This is a genomic window from Gimesia panareensis, from assembly GCF_007748155.1.
In the GTDB taxonomy this organism is placed as follows: Bacteria; Planctomycetota; Planctomycetia; order Planctomycetales; family Planctomycetaceae; genus Gimesia; species Gimesia panareensis.
This window is the reverse complement of the sequence record NZ_CP037421.1, coordinates 3,043,299-3,061,108: the sequence shown is the minus strand read 5'-3', so window position 1 is coordinate 3,061,108 and position 17,810 is coordinate 3,043,299. Positions and strand designations below refer to the sequence as shown.

Here is a 17,810-nt window from a genome sequence, read left to right as displayed (position 1 = left end):
TTTCAGTGATCAGAAGTGGATTCAGTGGGTTGATCGATTTCGTAAAAGTAGTTTGCAGTAAAATGTTCCAGGCAGAAGACGGCCAGCAGCAGCGTGACCAGGATCGGAAAGATTTCGACCCCCAGACGCCCGGTGCGAATGGTGCGTTTCAATCCCTCCATATCGCGGGTGATGCTGTATCGCTCCGGGCCCAGAATCTGATCCAGTTCCTGGCTGCTGATCGGGCGGAAATTACTCTCAGCCGGGTTGACGTTTACGCTGAAACCGCTTGAGGAGCGGGCGACATTACTGGAGTTGTCGATGAGTTCATAATGACCGACGACTTTGGTATCGGGAATAGATACCTGGTGTGCGCCCTGCTTGACTTCGATGGGCAGCTGTTTCAAATCGGGCGTTCGGAGCAGGAACGATTCGGGAGTGGTAGCGGTGGCCGGCCATTGGTAGCTGGCCACTTCGCCGGCAAGATAATTCGTCCGGTTGGAACGGGTGCGGATCAGGTAGCGGGTCAACTGGTCGGCGAATGCCAGGTAGGACCAGCGGGCATACAGCAACTGGCTCCAGCCGCGTGCGTCGATGCCGGTGGTGAGTACTACGACCTTCCCTCTCCCCAGGTTGCGCTCAATGAGGGCAGGTGAATGCCGCGCATCGGTATAGCGGGCGATGACCTGATCCGGCTGCTCGGGTTCCACGCGCCAGTAGCGGTTGATTTCCATGCTGGAGAGTTCTCCCGTGCCTCCCAGGTCCTGAAAATATGAGAACAGCGAATGCTCGTTGTGTTCCAGGTCCAGGAATTCCGGCGGAATGAATTTGAGTGACCCCAGCAGTTCCACGGGGAGAAGTTGTTGTGCCGACTCGGAATTAAAGGAGACGATCATCGATTCGGGGGCGTCGCCATCACTGCCCATCAGGACGCCGACGCCTCCCCCCTGCCGGGCATAATCGGTGAACTGTTGCCACAGGTTATCGGGCAGGCTGGTGACGTTGATCAGATAAATGGCGGCATATTCTTCGAGGGGAAGTGTTTCGATCTGGTTGAGCGGAGCGATCTGACACTGGTACCGATTTTTTTTCAAGGCGACCAGCGGTCGGGGCGCCAGGACATCATTCCACAGCCGGGCCGAGTTGGCATCGGGGCTGACAATCAGGATTTTCGGCGGGGGCCGGGCGGTGATCGTAAAATAACGGACATCATCGGGGAGATACGGGTCTGAGGAGGTGATTCGCAGTTCCCCCTGGGTCACGGGCTGACTGATGCCGGGGAGACTCATTTCCAGTTGCGTCCCCGGACTGTTATTGACGTTGTTCTCAGCGGCGGAGTCGTCTGCTGCTGAGTTCACCGTGGAGAGGGGACGCTGATCCCGTTTGATGAGCTGTCCCTTTTCGTTTTGCGTGTATAACTCCAGAATCGTATTGTCTGCCGTAATTCCTGTGGTGGTGATTTCTGCTTTGATCGAAACGGAATTGCCCAGGGTAATTGATTCCCGGGAGAGATCCAGATGGGAGATGCCGATATTCTGCGGGCTGGTAACGCCGACATCAATCACATAGATGCCGAGCCATTTCAGTTTTTCCAGCTGCTGCTTGACCAGTTGAGAGGGCTGGCTCCGCCAGGCGGACCGGGCCAGGTCGGTATAGAGATAAATCTCCCGCACGAATTGATCCGAGCCCGCAGCTTGAGAGCCGGCGGACTGTCGCTCGTTCTGGCTGCGTTTGAAATCGTCTTCCTGACGATTGATGGCGGTGCGCAAACGGTCGTCCAGAAAGAGGGACCAGGCAGATGTCTTGAGCGATTTGATTCGGGACTTGACCGCAGTGAGATCGGACTGAAACGGCGAGATATCTTCACTGCTGCTATTCAGGATTGAGACCCGGCTCTGGGCGGGGAGGTTACTCAAATGCTCTTCCGCGATCGCCTGGGCCTGTTCGAGTCGTGATTGATTTTCCTGGCGATAGTCCATGCTCAGGCTGGTATCGAACAGGAAGATCGCCGTGACCGGGATATTCTCCGAGACGGCTGGTAAGGGAGCGGAAATCTCGGCAAAGATCCGCCGCTGGTAAGGCCAGAGAACCAGGAGCGCAATCAGCAGAAATGCGGCCCCCCCGATTCCCCCCCGCAAAAATGTGCGACGGGTATTCAGGGACTGCTGGGAGATTCGCTGTTTCTGATAACGCCGCATCAGTCCCAGGTAAGTCAGCACAGCGAGGACAATAATGGCACAAAGCATGACCAGTTCATAGGTCGAGAAGCTGTAATTGGCGGGTGGGAGTGAGGGGCGCGTCAGCGCGAAGACGATGGCAATGATGATCAGAATACGCAGCAGTAAGAGCCAGATATGCCGCAGTTTCAGACGTTGTGAATTTTGAATTTTGCGTCGCTGCAGCAGCGCAAGGGCTGGGAAGATCAGTTTTTTCGGTTTGGAACGCAGCAGAAAATGGAGGATCACCGGGATTGTTGCCAGCAGAATTCCAAGTAATAAACCAGGGTGAATGAGTGACATAGATTGAATTGTCTGCCAGGGAGTCTGATTCGTGATTCAGATCGAAACGGTTTGTGATCCTTACTCTACTTCGCCTGATGAACGATATTAAAACTGTGTACTTTCACGCGTACCGCCATCACCTCCGCCCTGGGGTGACTGCAGTTCGAATGTTTCCAGGCTGTACTCGATCTGCTTCTGCAGCTTAGATTTGTGGGCCATTTCCTTGGGAAGCACCACTAAAATGACGGCCTGATTATCGTTCGCTTCTGACAGATAGATCTGGACTTCATAAGGGACACCGTCAATGGGCATTTCAGGAGTGAGTACTCCGTAGGTAAACGACTTGGGATTGATGTACCCTTTCCCATGGGGGAAGCGTTCCGTGACAAAGTCTTCCGTATTCAGGAATTGTCCGAAGGTCGTGGAGAGCTGGTTATTGACATCACTGAAAAAGTTGGCAGCTGCTTCTTTTTCCTTGGCCTTTAACAGGGAGTAATTACTGAGAACATACAGGTAGGCAGGACGATCCACGGTCTCATTTTCCAGATCGACGGGGACTTCGGTCCGCCAGGCGCCTTCCAGGCCGGGAAGTTTGAGATCGATGTAATCCGGCTGCCGTGGATCGATCGACTGGTCTGGCTGTGCGGGAGCTGCTTCCGTGTCGGTATCCGCGTTTTCTTCCTTGGGAGCGGCTGCAGGCAGGTCTGCTCTGATTTCCTGAAAATCAAGCGGCGGGCGAAAATGAATGGTGGGAGAACTCCAGGCTCCTGACAGTGCCTGATTGCGGACATCGAGATAAGCGAAATATTGAGCGGTTTCGTTGAGCCGCTTTTCATAGGTTTCTGATCCGCATCCGGAACACAACACAGCCGAAGTCAGGCAAAACAGGACAGGCAGGCTCACGCTATGCACACGCAGGCCATTGGAAAAGAGTCTGTATTTCATGTTAGATCTCAAGCCCCTTTCTCATAAAGGGTTGGGACAGAATACGTTTTATGAATTCAGCAGCAGGACCGCTGCAGCGCCTGCTGTCTGAAATTCCTATCTGGTAGTGGACAGAAAAACTTGATCCCGATCGGGAGAGTTGACGCAATTAGTTGAATTTAGTTGATCACCAGAAGTTCACGATGATCTGATCGGATCATCTTATTGATATTGTTGATGATACAGAGGGGAACGTCAACTTCGATCGTTTTGTGTGCCTAAGTTTTTAATTATCGGCACGATAGCGGACTTCGCCGGAGACAATCACTACTTCCGCCCTGCCTTGCAATTCTTTTCCGAGAAACGGGGTGTTGTGACTGGATGATTTGATCAGATTGCGCTCGAGCACGTAGCGGATATCGGGGTTGATCAGGGTAATATCAGCGTCCGCTCCCGAGGCGAGAGTTCCCTTGGCGAGTCCCAGAATGCGGGCCGGGCCTACGGTCAACTTGCTGATCAACTCTGACCAGGATAAGTGACCGGGCGTGATCAGGCTCTGCAGGCAGACCGGGAGCAGTGTTTCCAGGCCGATGATCCCAAAATCGGCTCCCAGAATTTCATCTGTCTTCTTTTCCGCAGCGTGGGGGGTATGATCCGAACAGATGACGTCTATCGTACCATCTTTGAGTCCCTCTATCAGGGCATCAATGTGTTCCTGAGAGCGGAGTGGCGGTAGAACCTTGTAATTGGGGTCGTAAGTTTCCAGCATCTGATCGGTCAGAGTGAGGTGATGCGGGGTCACATCCGCGGTCACCTGGATTCCAGCAGCCTTGGCGCGGCGGATCTGGGCAACGCTGTTCTGGGTGGAGACACACATCAGGTGGATGCGTCCCCGGGTCAGTTCGGCCAGCGCGATGTCGCGATTGACCATAATCTCTTCTGCAGCGGCGGGAATCCCTTTCAGCCCCAGTACCGTGGAGTGAAAACCTTCATGCATCTGCCCTTTTTCGGTCAGTTCACTGACTTGCGGCCGATTTAAAATCGGTCGATCGAACATCCGCGTGTATTCCAGGGCACACCGCATGATCTCGGCATTTTCGATCGGCTTGTCTGCATCGGTGAAACCGACTGCCTGACCTGCCACCAGCTGTCCGATTTCCGCCAGTTCTTTGCCTTCGTTGTTTTTGGTGACGGCACCGAGGGGAAAGACGTGACAGTTGGAGGCACGTGCCGCCTGCAGCAGGATAAACTCGGCGGAAGACCGGTCATCCACGACCGGCGCTGTATTGGGCAGGCAACCCAGCGAGGTGACTCCCCCGGCCAGCGCAGCAGCGGTACCGGTTTCGATGGTTTCGTCTTCCTCGAAGCCGGGCTCACACAGGGAGACATGCAGGTCAATGAATCCGGGGCTGACAATCAATCCTGTGGCGTCAATCACTTCGTCTGCAGTGGCCGTATCATCACAGAGGCCGGTAATCTTTCCTGCCTCGACGAGCAGGTTGCCCTGCACATCCAGTCCCTGTGAAGGATCGATAATCCGACCGTTTTTGATAAGAAGAGATTTCATCCAGCTGTTCCCAGGGAAGCAATACGTTGTAAGTGAAGCAGATAGAGGCAGGCCATGCGGATGATGAGCCCGTTACTGACCTGTCCCAGAATGACGGAGTGTGGTCCATCGGCCACGTCGGGGGTGATCTCCACACCGCGGTTGATCGGGCCGGGCGCCAGAATCAGCACATCCTCCTTGGCTCGATTGATGCGTTGTTTATTCATGCCGAACAGGTGGGCGTATTCGCGGATGGAGGGGAAGTAATGCCCACGCTGCCGTTCAAACTGAATGCGCAGCAGGTTCAGGCAGTCGGTACGCTCAATTACATCGTCCAGACTGTTGGAAACTTCCACACCCAGCGCTTCAATGTCATTGGGGATCAACGTCGTGGGGCCACAGACGATGACGTGGGCTCCCAGTTTTTTCAGTCCCCAGATATTAGACCGGGCGACACGGCTGTGGAGAATATCTCCCACCAGGGTTACGGTCAGCCCTCCAATTTTTCCAAAGTGTTCACGGATCGTGAAGATATCGAGCAGGGCCTGGGTGGGATGCTCGTGAGTGCCATCACCGGCGTTGAGGATATTCGCGTCCAGGTGCTGTGCCAGTAGCTGTGGAGCTCCCGGAGTTTTATGTCGGACCACGACATAGGAGACCCCCATGGCCTCGATCGTTTTGGCGGTGTCAACGAAGCTTTCTCCCTTGGAAAGGCTGCTGCCCGAAGCAGTAAAGTCTACGGTGTCAGCACTGAGTCGCTTGGCGGCCAGTCCGAAGCTGATGCGAGTCCGTGTAGAAGGTTCGAAGAACAGGTTCGCGACCACGGTACCCGCCAGCGGGGTGAGTTTGGTTTCTCCGATATTGGCGAGTCGCTTAAATTCAGACGCCTGATTGAGGATGATGTTCAGTTCATCCCGGGAGAGGTCCTGCAGTCCTAAAATATGTTTCCGGTTCCAGCCTCGGGAGATGTCAGTTCGATACTCATGGTCGATATTCATAGTCACATCAGATTAGTGTGTGCGTTCGTCAGCTGGTCGTGCTGCCAGTTGACTGAGGTCGGATTTCACAGGACTGATGAAGATATTACCAACCCCATGTGTTCCCTTCAAGGAGGGTGGTTGGAGATATTTCGCTGCGCGGCTCAGTTTTTGAGTGACTGCAGGCGTGCGAGGAATCCGGGGAACTGTTTTACCTGGATTCCCGGAGGCAGTGCTGACGTTCTGGGTACTTGTGCTGAAGTGATGACCGAATCTGCTGATTGCAGGCTGAGTGATGCTGCATACTGGAAGTCTCCGGTAGAGAGGCCTTCGATTTGCATGCTGGATGCACTCAACTCCTGCAGTGGTTCTGTTTTTGAGGCTTGCCAGCCCGCGATCTGTATTTCAGAGGAGGCGACGGAGCCTTCTCCCAGCAGGGAGACCGAGGAGAGCCAGTTTTCCGGAGGTTTCTGCCCACGTACCTGGATCAGGGCCGCCCGATTCAGGTCGAAGACACAATCGCGGGCTTCGATCTGAATGGCACCCGGGATCAGAGTCGGATCGTTCCAGTTCAACAGAATCAGGGGCCCGGCTTCCCTGAGGGTCAGGTGCTGCAGTTTCAGATTGAACTGCTGATCGATTTCCGGGCCACGTTCGAGGTAGAGCGTGGACTGTGAAGTGATATTCAGACAGTTGATCAGTGACATGACCTGTGGTGTATGCGTGAGGTGTAAGGCCTGCGCGGGGACCGCAAACATGCTGTCCTGAATCTGGATACGGCTGCTGTTACGCTGTTGCGGATCGAGCGGACTCCATTGAACGGCACTCCGCGCGAGGGCCGCTGTGCCTGAATTCTCTGAGTCCAGTTGAGTAAAGCAGCAGCCTTTGATGTTCAGACTCTGGGCTGTCACGTGCAGTAACGCAGAGGATGATTTTTCTGCAGACCGAAGTCCCTTTGCAGGAGCGCCAGCGGACTGGTTGACGAAGATCACATTTTCCAGTGTCAGATTTGCGGCGACGATGCGGAAGGCATCCTCGCGCACCTGGATGATGGCGGGCTGCTCGGCGGAACCTTTAATGGTCAACCCGCCAACGGTTGAGATGTGCGTAGATTCATAAGGCTCCGTTGAATCGAGCAGGATCACGCCATTTTCGTCGGGAGCGGGAATCAGTTGCCGCTTGCCTGTGGTCTCTGTATCTCCCTGGGAGGTCTCCGAGGAGAGCTCGTTTTGAGAGGTCTGTCTGTCGGTTTGTTTGAACGGGAGGTGCGAGGTGATTTCGAGCAACTGGTTGCGTGCCCCTTCATCCAGCAGCGTGTAGGACAGGCCGGACAGGACAAAGATCAGCGCGGCGATCAGGGGCAGCCGTCCCGGTTTACTCGTACCGGATTCACTCTGGCTGCGCGTGGACTGGTGTTGAAAGGATGCATGAAAGCGGGAGAGTGTTTTGCGGGAGCCCTGTTGTGAAACGGGCCACTGCTGTTGTGCGGCCTGCATGCTGGCGGGGCGCTGGTCTGCCTGGGATGCAGTCAGTTTCAGCAGCATTTCCGCCAGCGGTGCCGGCGTTTCGGGAGCCCAGCTGCGGATATCGGGGACCGTTTTGGTCTGGTGACACGCCAGTTTGGCCAGAGGGTCACCTGTGGTGAACGGCGGCCGTCCGGCCAGTAACTCCCAGAGCAGACAGCCCAATGCGTAGAGATCACTCTGGGCATCCGGATGACGGCCTGTGCCGATCAGTTCCGGAGCGATACCGTCGTAGCAGCGTGGAGGCAGGGAGGAATGAATGGTGAGCTCGGGGGACAGAATCGGTTCGAGCCCCGTGTCGACCAGAGCGGCGATGCCATTCTCGTTCAGCCGCACATTCCAGGGGCGAATATCCCCATGGATGACACGTCGTTTTTCTAATGCGACGAGCGCTTCCAGGAGCTGTGCGCCGATCGCCAGGACCACCGGAACCGGGAATCGGCCGCGACGGATCAGCAGTTCGGATACCGTCGTCGAAGGCAGGTAGTGGCTGATCACGACAAATTGCTGTGCCAGTGGTTTGACCACCCGCGGCAGGATCAGGGACGGATGGTGCAGACCCTGCAGTTGTTGCAGCAGCGTGCGGAAATCCTGCTGAAGCTGGTTCACGGAGTCGGACTGGGGGCGTGTCAGTTTCAGGGTACAGCGTTCGGTACTTTCAGAGGCGCGCGCGATAAAAGTGCGCGATTTATGGCTGTGCCCCAGTTCGGAGATGAGCAGATAAGGGCCCACTTTCAACTGTTCGGGCTGTCCCGCCTCCAGTGCCCTGGCCTGGAAGGGGGATATTTTCTGTGCCTGAACCAGCGCATCAATCCAGACCGAGTCGAAAGCCGGGATTCCCCGGGCTAACTTTCTGACTCGTCGGCGACATCGTCTGAGGTCAGCGGCTGTGCAGAGTTTGAGGCTGGTCAGGCGATGAATCAGCTCTTGTGATGGTGGTTCGATCAATGTTTCAGAAATCCTTTTCCTCACCAACTTGATCGGGCATCCTGTCCCCATGGCGAGATCAAATCCGATCAGCTTGTAAGATAACGATTTATGACAAAAAATGAGAATTATCGCAAGATGGATTCTCGGGAAGACCTGACTTCTTTTTGAGACAGTGCCCTTCCCTCTTCGAACTGATTTACGTTATAAACCAGCTTAATCTGCGAAGAATAAGACCTTTAGGAGGAAAGTCGAATGCTACAGAACGCCTCTCAGGGAGGGGGTGTACTGGTGCTGGGGAATTCCCGGACCGAAGAGATGCGGGGAGTTCTGCAGTCAGTGCAAGCTGCCTTTCCGAAGAAGGAAATAGTGTCTGTATCGAAGCTTTCGGAACTGGATGCGCAAACCGTTCAACCCGAGCTGGTGCTGATTTGCCAGAACTGGCCCGATGAATTCAGCGGTCAGACATTGACGAAACTGGTCAGAAAATTTCCGGTAAGTCGGTTTCTCTGTTGTTTCAGCGTCTGGTGTGAAGCGGATGGCAGAACACGGAACCAGTGGCCCGTCAGTATTCGGGTTCCCGCCCGCGCAGCTAATTTTCGGATCCGGCAGGAAGCGGAAGTGATCCGGGGAACGGCCCCCGCTTACCCTCTGACAGCGGGGCGCGATGAAATCTTTCAATATCAGGTGGAGTCTGGATTGGAGGCGACCACAGGCAGTCTGGCAGGAAAGCGGGTTGGCGTGATCTCTGCGGATCCTCCCTACCGCGAAATGCTGGAAGCGCTGGTAGTTTCCTGGGGGGGCACGATCGCTGTCTCTTCCCTGTTATGCCAGGCAGATCTCTGGTTGTATGATCTGGATCCCTGGGAAGTCGTGCAGACCCGGTTGCTGACTCAGGGCGAAATGCCTGCCTGCATCGGCCTGATGGGGCTGTTCCATCCCGAAACGGAGACCGCAGCGCGACTGCTGGGAGTCGACACTGTGGTCAGCAAGCTGGCTCCTGAGCAGGAGCTGTTTGCGGCTGTCACCCAAGGGTTACAGCTTAAGGTGACTCCGCAGGCAGAACGCTGAGCTTCAGATTCTTGAAGTTCAGATCGGTCGTCGGGTCGTGTCCCTGCAGGCTGATGTGCCCGGCTTTGAGTCGCAGGCCTTTCCGCGGATTTTCATCCGGCTTGCGGGTATCCTCCCAGTCGGTGACCTGATAACCGTTGACCCAGACTGCGATGTGCGAGCCATAGGCGTTCAGCGTGGTCGTGAACCATTCGTGATCGTTAGAGACCACGCGGCGGGCTTCGGTTCTGCGGAAGATGGCACCAGTCCCGGCATTCTCCGGTTTGGTACGGTCCTTGTCTTTGATGCCGTTATGGATCTGGACTTCATAGCCGTTGGCCATGCCTTTTTCCGTTCCCTTGATGGCGCGGAAGAAGTAGCCGCTGTTGAGTGCTTCCCCATTTGATTTGGCTGTCGCCTGGAAGAGGAAGTTGTCCCAGCTGTCTTCGGTTTCCAAATAGCCCTGTTTTTCAGCAGTGACGTGGATCGTGTTGTCAACCACTTCAAATTTGCTCTTCGAACCGGGGACAACCTCCCAGCCTGCCAGATCGACGCCGTTAAAGAGCGTCATCATACGAAGCGGTTTGAGATAGATGTTCCGGAATTCAACAGCACCTTCATTTTTCTGCAGGCCGATAAAGCCGATCGCCCGCTGGTGCTCTGAAGTGTCTTTGAAATTGAGCACTTCTTTGCCGTTGAGAGAGGCCTGAAACTGGGGGCCTTCGACCCGTACGTGGAAGGTCTGCCAGTCGGTGCTGGCGGGCACCGGTTCTTTGATTTTACTGCGGCCGACCAGGCTCCCGGTGGGGAATTCGGTTTTGGTGTCGCATAAATTCAGTTCGTAACAGTCTTTGGTCGGATCTTTGGGATCAAAGATCGTTCTGAGGAACATGCCGCTGTTGGCTTCGGGGGCGAGTTTGAAATCGAACCGGAGTTCGTAATCTGCAAAGGGGGAAGTGGTCAGTAACAGCCCCGGCTGGCCGGTGTCGGCTTTGATGACGCCCTGGTCGACGTGCCAGTTCACATCGTTGTTGGCTTTCCAGCCAAAGAGGCTGTGGCCATCAAACAGAGCGATCCAGCCTTCTTCGATCTCGGCTGGGGTCAGTCCCGTTTCCGGGATGACATCCCCCGCTGGTTCAGGCATTGATTTTGCCTGCGATTTGGGGGGCTGGCCCACTTCGGGTTCGGCGTTGGTCTTGGCCGGAGGGGATGGATGTTCGACTTCCAGACAGCCCGCCAGTGTCAGTGATATAAACGTACTTAAAACACAGCAAGTCAGCTTTCCTGGTCGCATGATTTTCTTCCCTCTGTTACTGGTTTCAGACAGGCGTTGTGCTGTCTCTGACCGGTTAGTTTTCCACCATTCCCCAGCGGAGGAAGGATTCCAGGAACCCATCCAGATCGCCATCAAGGACCGGCCCCGGATTTCCCACTTTGTGGCCTGTGCGGGCATCTTTCACATACTGGTCGGGGTGCAGCACGTAATTGCGTACGGTCTGTCCCCCGAAACCGATTTTTGATTTGCCGCCCCGTTTGGCAGCCAACTCGGCATCCCGCTTTTCCTGTTCAATCTGGAACAGTTTCGCCTTGAGCATCTTGCGGGCTTCCGCACGATTTTTATGCTGACTGCGATTGTTCTGGCATTGGACGACGACGCCGGATTCCAGGTGTGTCAGGCGGATCGCAGAATCCGTTTTGTTGATATGCTGCCCCCCTGCACCACTGGCACGGTAAGTGTCTTCCCGGACATCCTGTTCCCAGCTAATTTCGATTTCTGCGATTTCCCCCATGTCCGGGGAGACGTCCACGGCGGCGAACGAGGTGTGCCGCCTGCCGGCAGAGTCAAACGGACTGATGCGGATCAGGCGGTGGTTGCCGGTTTCTCCCTTGAGATAGCCGTAGGCATAATCCCCTTCGATGCGAATGGTGGCACTGCGTATGCCCGCCTCTTCCGCATCAGAGCGGTCCAGCAGTTCGACATTGAATCCACGGCGTTCCGCCCAGCGGAGGTACATGCGGAGCAGCATCTCGGCCCAGTCCGAGGAGTCGGTCCCCCCTTCTCCCGCCTGAATACTGAGGTACGCTGCCGAGCCGTCTTCCGGCGCAGACATCATGGCGTGCAGCTCCAGGTCATCCAGGATTCTCTGCAGTCGGTCCGCGGTGGCAGAGAGTTCGGGAATGCTTTCTTCGCTGCCTTCTTCATCGATGAATTCCAGCAGCACTTCCAGGTCTTCAGCCCCTTCGACCAGCTCCGTGAGCGGTTTGACCGTCAGCTGCAGCTGCTGCATCTCCGAGACGAGTTCCTGGGCCTTTTCCTGGTTGTCCCAGAAGCCGGCCGCCCCCATCAGCTCATTGATTTCCGCGGTGCGTTTTTTCTTACTGGCGTAGTCAAAGAGAGTCTCGCAGTTTAACAATGCGATCCATGATTCCGGTACATTTATCTCTGAGTTCGTGGTCCATGCCAGTTTTCTTTCAAAGGATTCACAGTCCTGCGACTGATAAAGCGTAAGTTCGTAAATGACAGACGGCGATGATCTGAAGTTTCAGAACCGTCCAGCGGCCAATCGCAGACGGGCGTTTCAAAGTTCGGGTTTTTCCGAACTGAGTCCGATCCCGTAGTACTTGATTCCTCTGGCTTTCAGTTTTGCGGGGTCGTACAGATTGCGTCCGTCGAAGATGACCGGTTGCGTCAGCTTGTGGCGAATGTAGTCGAAATCGGCGTGCCGGAATTCGTTCCATTCGGTGACAATTGCCAGAGCATCGGCACCGTCCAGTGTATCGTAATGATGATCATAATAAGAGAGTTTGTCGCCATATTCCGCTCTGACGTTCTCCATGGCAACCGGGTCGTGTACCTTAATCTTGCTGACCCCTGCTTCCAGTAACTGATCAATCAGCACCAGGGCGGGCGCTTCGCGGATATCGTCGGTTTTGGGTTTGAAGGCGAGTCCCCAGATCGCGATCGTTTTTCCAGCGAGTTCCCCTTCGAAGAAGCGGTTGATCTTTTCAAACAGGACCCGTTTCTGGGCGGTATTCACCTGGTCGACTGCGTTCAGGATCGAGGGGACCATCTCGCGATCATTGGCAACAGAAATCAGGGCGGAGACATCTTTGGGAAAACAGGATCCGCCGTAGCCGACGCCCGGAAACAGGAATGAAAATCCAATCCGCTGGTCATGACCAATGCCCCGTCTGACCTGATTGATGTCAGCGCCAACCCGTTCACAGAGATTGGCCATCTCGTTGATGAAGCTGATTTTGGTCGCCAGCATGCAGTTAGCGACGTATTTTGTCATTTCTGCACTTTCGAGTTCCATCGACAGGAACGGGTGTTCGGTTCGCAGAAACGGTTTGTAGAGTTCATGCAGTACGTCGGTGATTTCCGGGCGGGAGACCCCGACCACGACGCGGTCCGGCTTGGAGAAGTCTTCAATTGCAGCACCCTCTTTGAGGAACTCCGGGTTGGAGGCGACATCGACTTCGCGTCCGGTCAGCGATTTGAGCATTTCGGCCAGCTTGCGATTGGTGCCAACCGGGACCGTACTTTTAATGATGACGATCGCGTCTTCGGGTAGCAGCGGTGCGAGTGATTCGGCTACTTTCCAGATGCTGCTCAGATTAGCAGAGCCATCTGCAGTCATCGGGGTTCCGACGGCGATGAAAATGCATTTGGATTCCGGGATGACCTCTTCATAGCTGGTAGTAAACATCAGGCGACCGGCTTTGGTGTTTCGTTTGACCATTTCTTCCAGCCCCGGCTCGTAAATCGGAATTTCACCAGCCTGGAGACGTTGAACCTTGGTCTCGTCGATGTCGATACAGGTGACGTAATTTCCACTCTCTGAGAAACAGGTCCCTGTGACTAAACCCACGTATCCCGTACCAATAACTGCAATTTTCATAGTCTTAGGAATCCATTCGATTGTGGAGACTGAGATGCACTGAATATTCAATAGCGAATGCTGACGGAGATGATTGTAACCGTCAGTGAATGTGTCAATACAGCTCCTGTAAAAAGAAGTGATGTTAAATAAAAACGACTAGGATTTCAGGCGATTTCCATATTGCTGTTCATAATATTCGCGATATTTCCCGGTGCGGATTCGATTGACCCACTCGGGGTTATCCAGATACCAGTCGATGGTTTCTTTGAGGCCCGTCTGGAAGTCGGTTTCGACTTTCCAGCCCAGTTCGGATTCGGCTTTGCTGCAATCAATGGCATACCGTAAATCATGCCCCGGGCGATCAGTGACATATTCAATGAGTGATTCCGGTTTGTCGAGGAGTTTGAGCAGCAGCTTCGTGATCTCGATATTCTGCATCTCTGCATGACCGCCAAAGTTATAGACCTGCCCCGGCTCCCCTTTTCTGAGGGCGGCATCGATGCCCCGGCAATGGTCCATGACGTGGATCCAGTCGCGTACGTTGGTTCCCTCGCCATAGACGGGTAAGGATTTGTCCTCCCGGGCATTGGAGATAAACAGGGGGATCAGTTTTTCCGGGAACTGATACGGCCCGTAATTATTGGAGCAGCGGGTGATGATGGCCGGGAAGCCAAAGGTGTTTACATAACTGCGCACCAGCAGGTCCGCTGCCGCTTTGGAAGCGGAATAAGGGCTGTTCGGCGCGATCGGAGTCTGTTCGGTAAACAGCCCTTCGGGACCCAGACTGCCATACACTTCATCCGTGGAGACCTGAACATAACGGTTTACATCATGTTTGCGGGCTGCATCCAGCAGGACCTGTGTCCCGACAATGTTCGTCTGGATGAAGGGACCGGAATCGAGGATGCTGCGATCGACGTGTGACTCTGCAGCAAAGTTGATGACGGCATCGAAGCTGACGGAATCCAGCAGGGAATGCACCAGTTCCGGATCGGTGATATCGCCTTTGACAAACTGATATCCGGTATGTCCTTCAAACTCTTTCAGATTTTCGAGGTTTCCGGCATAGGTTAATTTGTCGAGATTAGTGATTTCAATCTCGGGGTACTCAGACAATTGGAGACGGATAAAATTCGATCCGATAAAACCACATCCGCCTGTTACTAAAATCCGTTTCATAGATGCCTTAATCCCTCTTAAAAATCAATTTTCGATCGCGAAATAAGAAAATTTATTCCTGGTCACCGGCGGTGTCCTGTGCGCTGTTGTCGTCGGTGTCCGATCCATCCGTTTCCGTTACTTCCGTTTCAGCAGCAGCATTCGCCTCAGTGGCATCTGCCGGTGGTTCCGTTTCCGCTTCTTCTGCTTCGACCACAATTTCAGCCGGGATTCGTGCCAGGGAGACAAGTTTGTCGTTCTCATCCAGAGTGATGACGCGGACTCCCTGGGTGTTGCGCCCCACCTGGCTGATTTCACAGCCGCGGATACGCTGAATTTTTCCACTGCGGGTCACCATCAGAATTTCATCATCTTCGGCGACCGAGATGATATCGACGGCCTGCCCGTTACGGGCCGAGGCGCGGATATCGCGAATGCCTTTTCCACCCCGTTTCTGGCGGCGGTACTGCATGCCACTGCGGGTTGCCTGTTCTTCGTCCGAATCCTCGTCGGCATCAGTATCGCCGGCGGTGAGTTCTTCTTCGGTCTCGGTCTGGTCTTCTTCCTCTTCGGAAGCGGGAATAAAGCCGAAGGGGGTCCGTTTGCCGTAACCATTCTCGCAGACGGTCAGCAGGCAGTATTCAGGATCCGCGATGACCATGCCAATTACATGTCCCGATTTCGTTAATTTGATGCCTTTAACGCCCCGGGTATTGCGGCCCATGCTCCGGGCATCCGACTGGGCAAAGCGGATCGCCATGCCGTCGGAAGTGGCCAGCAGCAGATCTTCTCCCGGGGAGACGATCAGGGCTTCGACCAGTTCGTCATCTTCGTCGAGTTTGATGGCGATGATGCCGCCCCGTTGCACGCGACTGTAGGCAGATAGTGGCGACTTCTTGATGATCCCGTTGCGGGTGGCCATGACCAGGAAGCGTTCTTCATCAAATTCCCGGACAGAAACGCAGTTGGAAACGGTTTCGTCTTCCTGCAGTGAGAGCAGGTTGACGAGAGCGCGTCCCTTGGCGGTGCGGCCCTGCAGGGGCAGATCGTAGACCTTGGACCAGTAGACCCGTCCCCGGTTGGTAATAAACAGCAGATACGAGTGCGTACTGGCGACAAACAGATGCTCGATCGGGTCTTCTTCGTCCGTCTTGGCCCCTTTGACCCCCTTGCCTCCCCGGTTCTGTGCCTGGTAGGTGTTGAGCTGGGTACGTTTGATGTAGCCCCGCTGAGAGAGTGTGACGACCATTGGTTCTTCGGTGATCAGATCATCCCGGTTGACGTCGGTCAGTTCCTCATCGCTGATGTCGGTGCGTCGTTTGTCCGCGTATTTTTCCTGCAGATGAAGCATATCATCGCGGATCACCGCGCGGATGTGATCTTCATCTGAAAGCAGGTACAGATGTTCGGAGATTGCCTTGAGCAGTTCGCGGTGTTCATCGGCCAGTTTTTCCCGTTCCAGGTTGGCCAGTGAGCCGAGCTGCATGGAAACGATGGCTTCCGCCTGATTGGCCGAGAGGGAGTAGTATTCGTGAATCCCCTGCTCGTTCTGATATTCTTTGAAGCCTGCTTCTCCCAGGGCCCGTTCGATCAGTTTGCCGTCGACCTGCATGCCCTGCAGACTGATTTTCGCTTCAGCCCGACTGGGCGAGTTGCGAATGGTTTTGATCACCTCGTCGATATCGATCTGCGCGATCATCAGACCTTCGACAGTGTGTTTCCGCTTGCGGGCTTCCGCGAGCAGGAACTCGGTCCGGCGACGGATGACATCGATGCGGTGCAGGATGAACTGCTGGATCAGTTCCTTGATCGACAGGGTCTCGGGGCGGTTCCCTACCAGGGCGAGCAGAATGATACTGAAAGTGCTCTGCAGGGGAGAAAACTTGAAGAGCTGTGCGAGCACGACTTCTTTGTCAGCGTCCCGTTTGAGGATGATCTGCAGGTGAACTTTCCAGGGGGGGACGTTGCGGTCGGTGAGGTCGACGATGCGGGAGATCCCTTTGACCCGGTCATCGCGGACCAGCAGTTCCAGTTTCTCGCGAATGCGGTCACGGGTTTCCATATAGGGAATTTCCGTGATGACAATCACATCGGACTGCTTCTCGGTTTCGAAGTGAGTGCGAGCCCGCAGGGTGATAGTGGAACGCCCGGTGGCGTAACCTTTGCGGATGCCGTAGCGACCGCAGATAATACCCCCGGTCGGGAAGTCGGGACCGGGCATGACCTGCAGAATATCATCGATAGTGGCTTCGGGGTTGTCTATCAGCAGTTTGACGGCTTCGCAGGCCTCGCCCATGTTCTGGGGGGGGATGCTGGTCGCCATTCCGACCGCGATTCCACTGGAACCATTGACGAGCAGGTTCGGGAATTTGGAGGGGAGGACGACTGGTTCATTGTTGCGCTGGTCATAGGTGGGAACGAAATCGACCGTATTCCGGTTGATGTCATCCAGCATCTCAGCGGCAACGGGGGCCAGTCTGGCTTCCGTATAACGCATTGCAGCGGGAGGCAGGCCAGCCAGCGATCCGAAATTACCCTGCTTGTCAATGAGGACGTTCCGCATCACCCAGTCCTGTCCCAGACGGACCAGGGTCGGATAGATGGAACCATCCCCGTGAGGGTGATAGTTACCGCTGGTGTCACCGGAAATCTTTGCGCATTTTACCCGGGATGAACTTGCTCCCAGATTCAGATCGTTCATGGCGACCAGAATACGACGCTGTGAGGGCTTAAGACCGTCACGGGCGTCAGGCAGGGCGCGGCTGATAATTACGCTCATCGCATAGGTGAGGTAACTGTCCCGCATTTCGTCCTGAATGTCCAGATGCTTGATATTCGGGTCAATATTTGGCTCTTCGCCGTTGTCGGTGGCCAATCCTTGTTCTCCTTAAGGAATTCAACTACTGATTTGGTGTTGCTTTAGTTTTGTCTTTAAACGTGATTCACATTGCCAGTACAGGTCAAACCGATCCCTGATTCTCGTGGAAAAAATCGGACTGAATTTTGAGGTCAGAGAAACGATCCGGGCAAATTGAAATGAACGCGGGTATCCTTACTGTCGACTGAAAAAACTGCCTGGTGAAAACTGTTTTTTTTGCTCTCAGCAGAGGTTGCAAAACAAGTCGAAACCCGCAGAATTCAAGCGTATCAATCTGAATCAAATTGTAGCTGGAATCAGCTGATTTCACAACTGACAACGCCTCTGATTTTTGAGGTCGAACGGGGGAGAAAAACCTTGATTTTCAATAAGTTACGTTCTCAAATTCATCATTGAGGAGAACATGGACATTGCATAGAATAGATAAGCGAACGCAGGGCTTTTTTGGCTCCGTTCTCTGACT

General features: G+C 54.6%; 11 protein-coding genes. 1 reads left to right on the top strand and 10 read right to left on the bottom strand.

The window, feature by feature from the left end; genetic code table 11:
* Positions 1 to 2: 2 nt before the first annotated feature.
* The 5 genes from Enr10x_RS11555 to Enr10x_RS11535 form a co-directional block, all read right to left on the bottom strand.
* Positions 3 to 2,498, bottom strand: a complete 2,496-nt coding sequence (locus tag Enr10x_RS11555) for a vWA domain-containing protein (protein ID WP_145449154.1) — start codon at positions 2,496 to 2,498, stop codon at positions 3 to 5.
* 87 nt (positions 2,499 to 2,585) lie between these two features.
* Positions 2,586 to 3,425 carry a hypothetical protein gene (locus Enr10x_RS11550; RefSeq protein WP_145449153.1) on the bottom strand — a complete coding sequence of 280 codons (840 nt, stop codon included), beginning with the start codon at positions 3,423 to 3,425 and terminating at the stop codon, positions 2,586 to 2,588.
* A 265-nt stretch (positions 3,426 to 3,690) separates the two neighbouring features.
* On the bottom strand, positions 3,691 to 4,971 hold the full coding sequence (locus Enr10x_RS11545; RefSeq protein ID WP_145449151.1) for a dihydroorotase: 1,281 nt from the start codon (positions 4,969 to 4,971) through the stop codon (positions 3,691 to 3,693).
* Positions 4,968 to 5,948 (bottom strand): aspartate carbamoyltransferase catalytic subunit, encoded by a 981-nt coding sequence (locus Enr10x_RS11540; RefSeq protein WP_145449149.1) that lies wholly within the window; start codon positions 5,946 to 5,948, stop codon positions 4,968 to 4,970. The genes Enr10x_RS11545 and Enr10x_RS11540 overlap by 4 nt, the downstream gene beginning before the upstream one ends.
* 143 nt (positions 5,949 to 6,091) lie before the next feature.
* On the bottom strand, positions 6,092 to 8,398 hold the full coding sequence (locus Enr10x_RS11535) for a serine/threonine protein kinase (protein WP_197997569.1): 2,307 nt from the start codon (positions 8,396 to 8,398) through the stop codon (positions 6,092 to 6,094).
* A gap of 234 nt (positions 8,399 to 8,632) precedes the next feature.
* Here Enr10x_RS11535 and Enr10x_RS11530 point away from each other — a divergent pair, with 234 nt between their 5' ends.
* Positions 8,633 to 9,448 carry a hypothetical protein gene (locus Enr10x_RS11530; protein ID WP_145449145.1) on the top strand — a complete coding sequence of 272 codons (816 nt, stop codon included), beginning with the start codon at positions 8,633 to 8,635 and terminating at the stop codon, positions 9,446 to 9,448.
* On the opposite strand, the gene Enr10x_RS11525 is transcribed toward Enr10x_RS11530, so the two are convergent.
* From Enr10x_RS11525 to gyrA, 5 genes are all read right to left on the bottom strand, one after another.
* Positions 9,420 to 10,721 carry a 3-keto-disaccharide hydrolase gene (locus Enr10x_RS11525; protein WP_145449143.1) on the bottom strand — a complete coding sequence of 434 codons (1,302 nt, stop codon included), beginning with the start codon at positions 10,719 to 10,721 and terminating at the stop codon, positions 9,420 to 9,422. The genes Enr10x_RS11530 and Enr10x_RS11525 overlap by 29 nt on opposite strands.
* A 55-nt stretch (positions 10,722 to 10,776) precedes the next feature.
* Positions 10,777 to 11,887 (bottom strand): peptide chain release factor 2 gene (prfB, locus tag Enr10x_RS11520; protein WP_197994971.1). Its coding sequence is split into 2 segments (ribosomal slippage): positions 10,777 to 11,817 and positions 11,819 to 11,887, totalling 1,110 coding nucleotides; the frame shifts between segments, so codons are not numbered across the junction.
* Positions 11,888 to 12,006: 119 nt separating this feature from the next.
* Complete coding sequence (locus Enr10x_RS11515; RefSeq protein ID WP_145449139.1) at positions 12,007 to 13,329, bottom strand: UDP-glucose dehydrogenase family protein; 1,323 nt, start codon at positions 13,327 to 13,329, stop codon at positions 12,007 to 12,009.
* Between the two features lie 138 nt (positions 13,330 to 13,467).
* Entirely contained in the window at positions 13,468 to 14,490 is a 1,023-nt protein-coding gene (gene rfbB / locus Enr10x_RS11510; RefSeq protein ID WP_145449137.1) for a dTDP-glucose 4,6-dehydratase, read from the bottom strand.
* 52 nt (positions 14,491 to 14,542) lie between these two features.
* Positions 14,543 to 17,344, bottom strand: coding sequence for a DNA gyrase subunit A (gene gyrA / locus Enr10x_RS11505; protein ID WP_232093334.1), 2,802 nt, complete (start codon positions 17,342 to 17,344; stop codon positions 14,543 to 14,545).
* Positions 17,345 to 17,810: the final 466 nt, after the last annotated feature.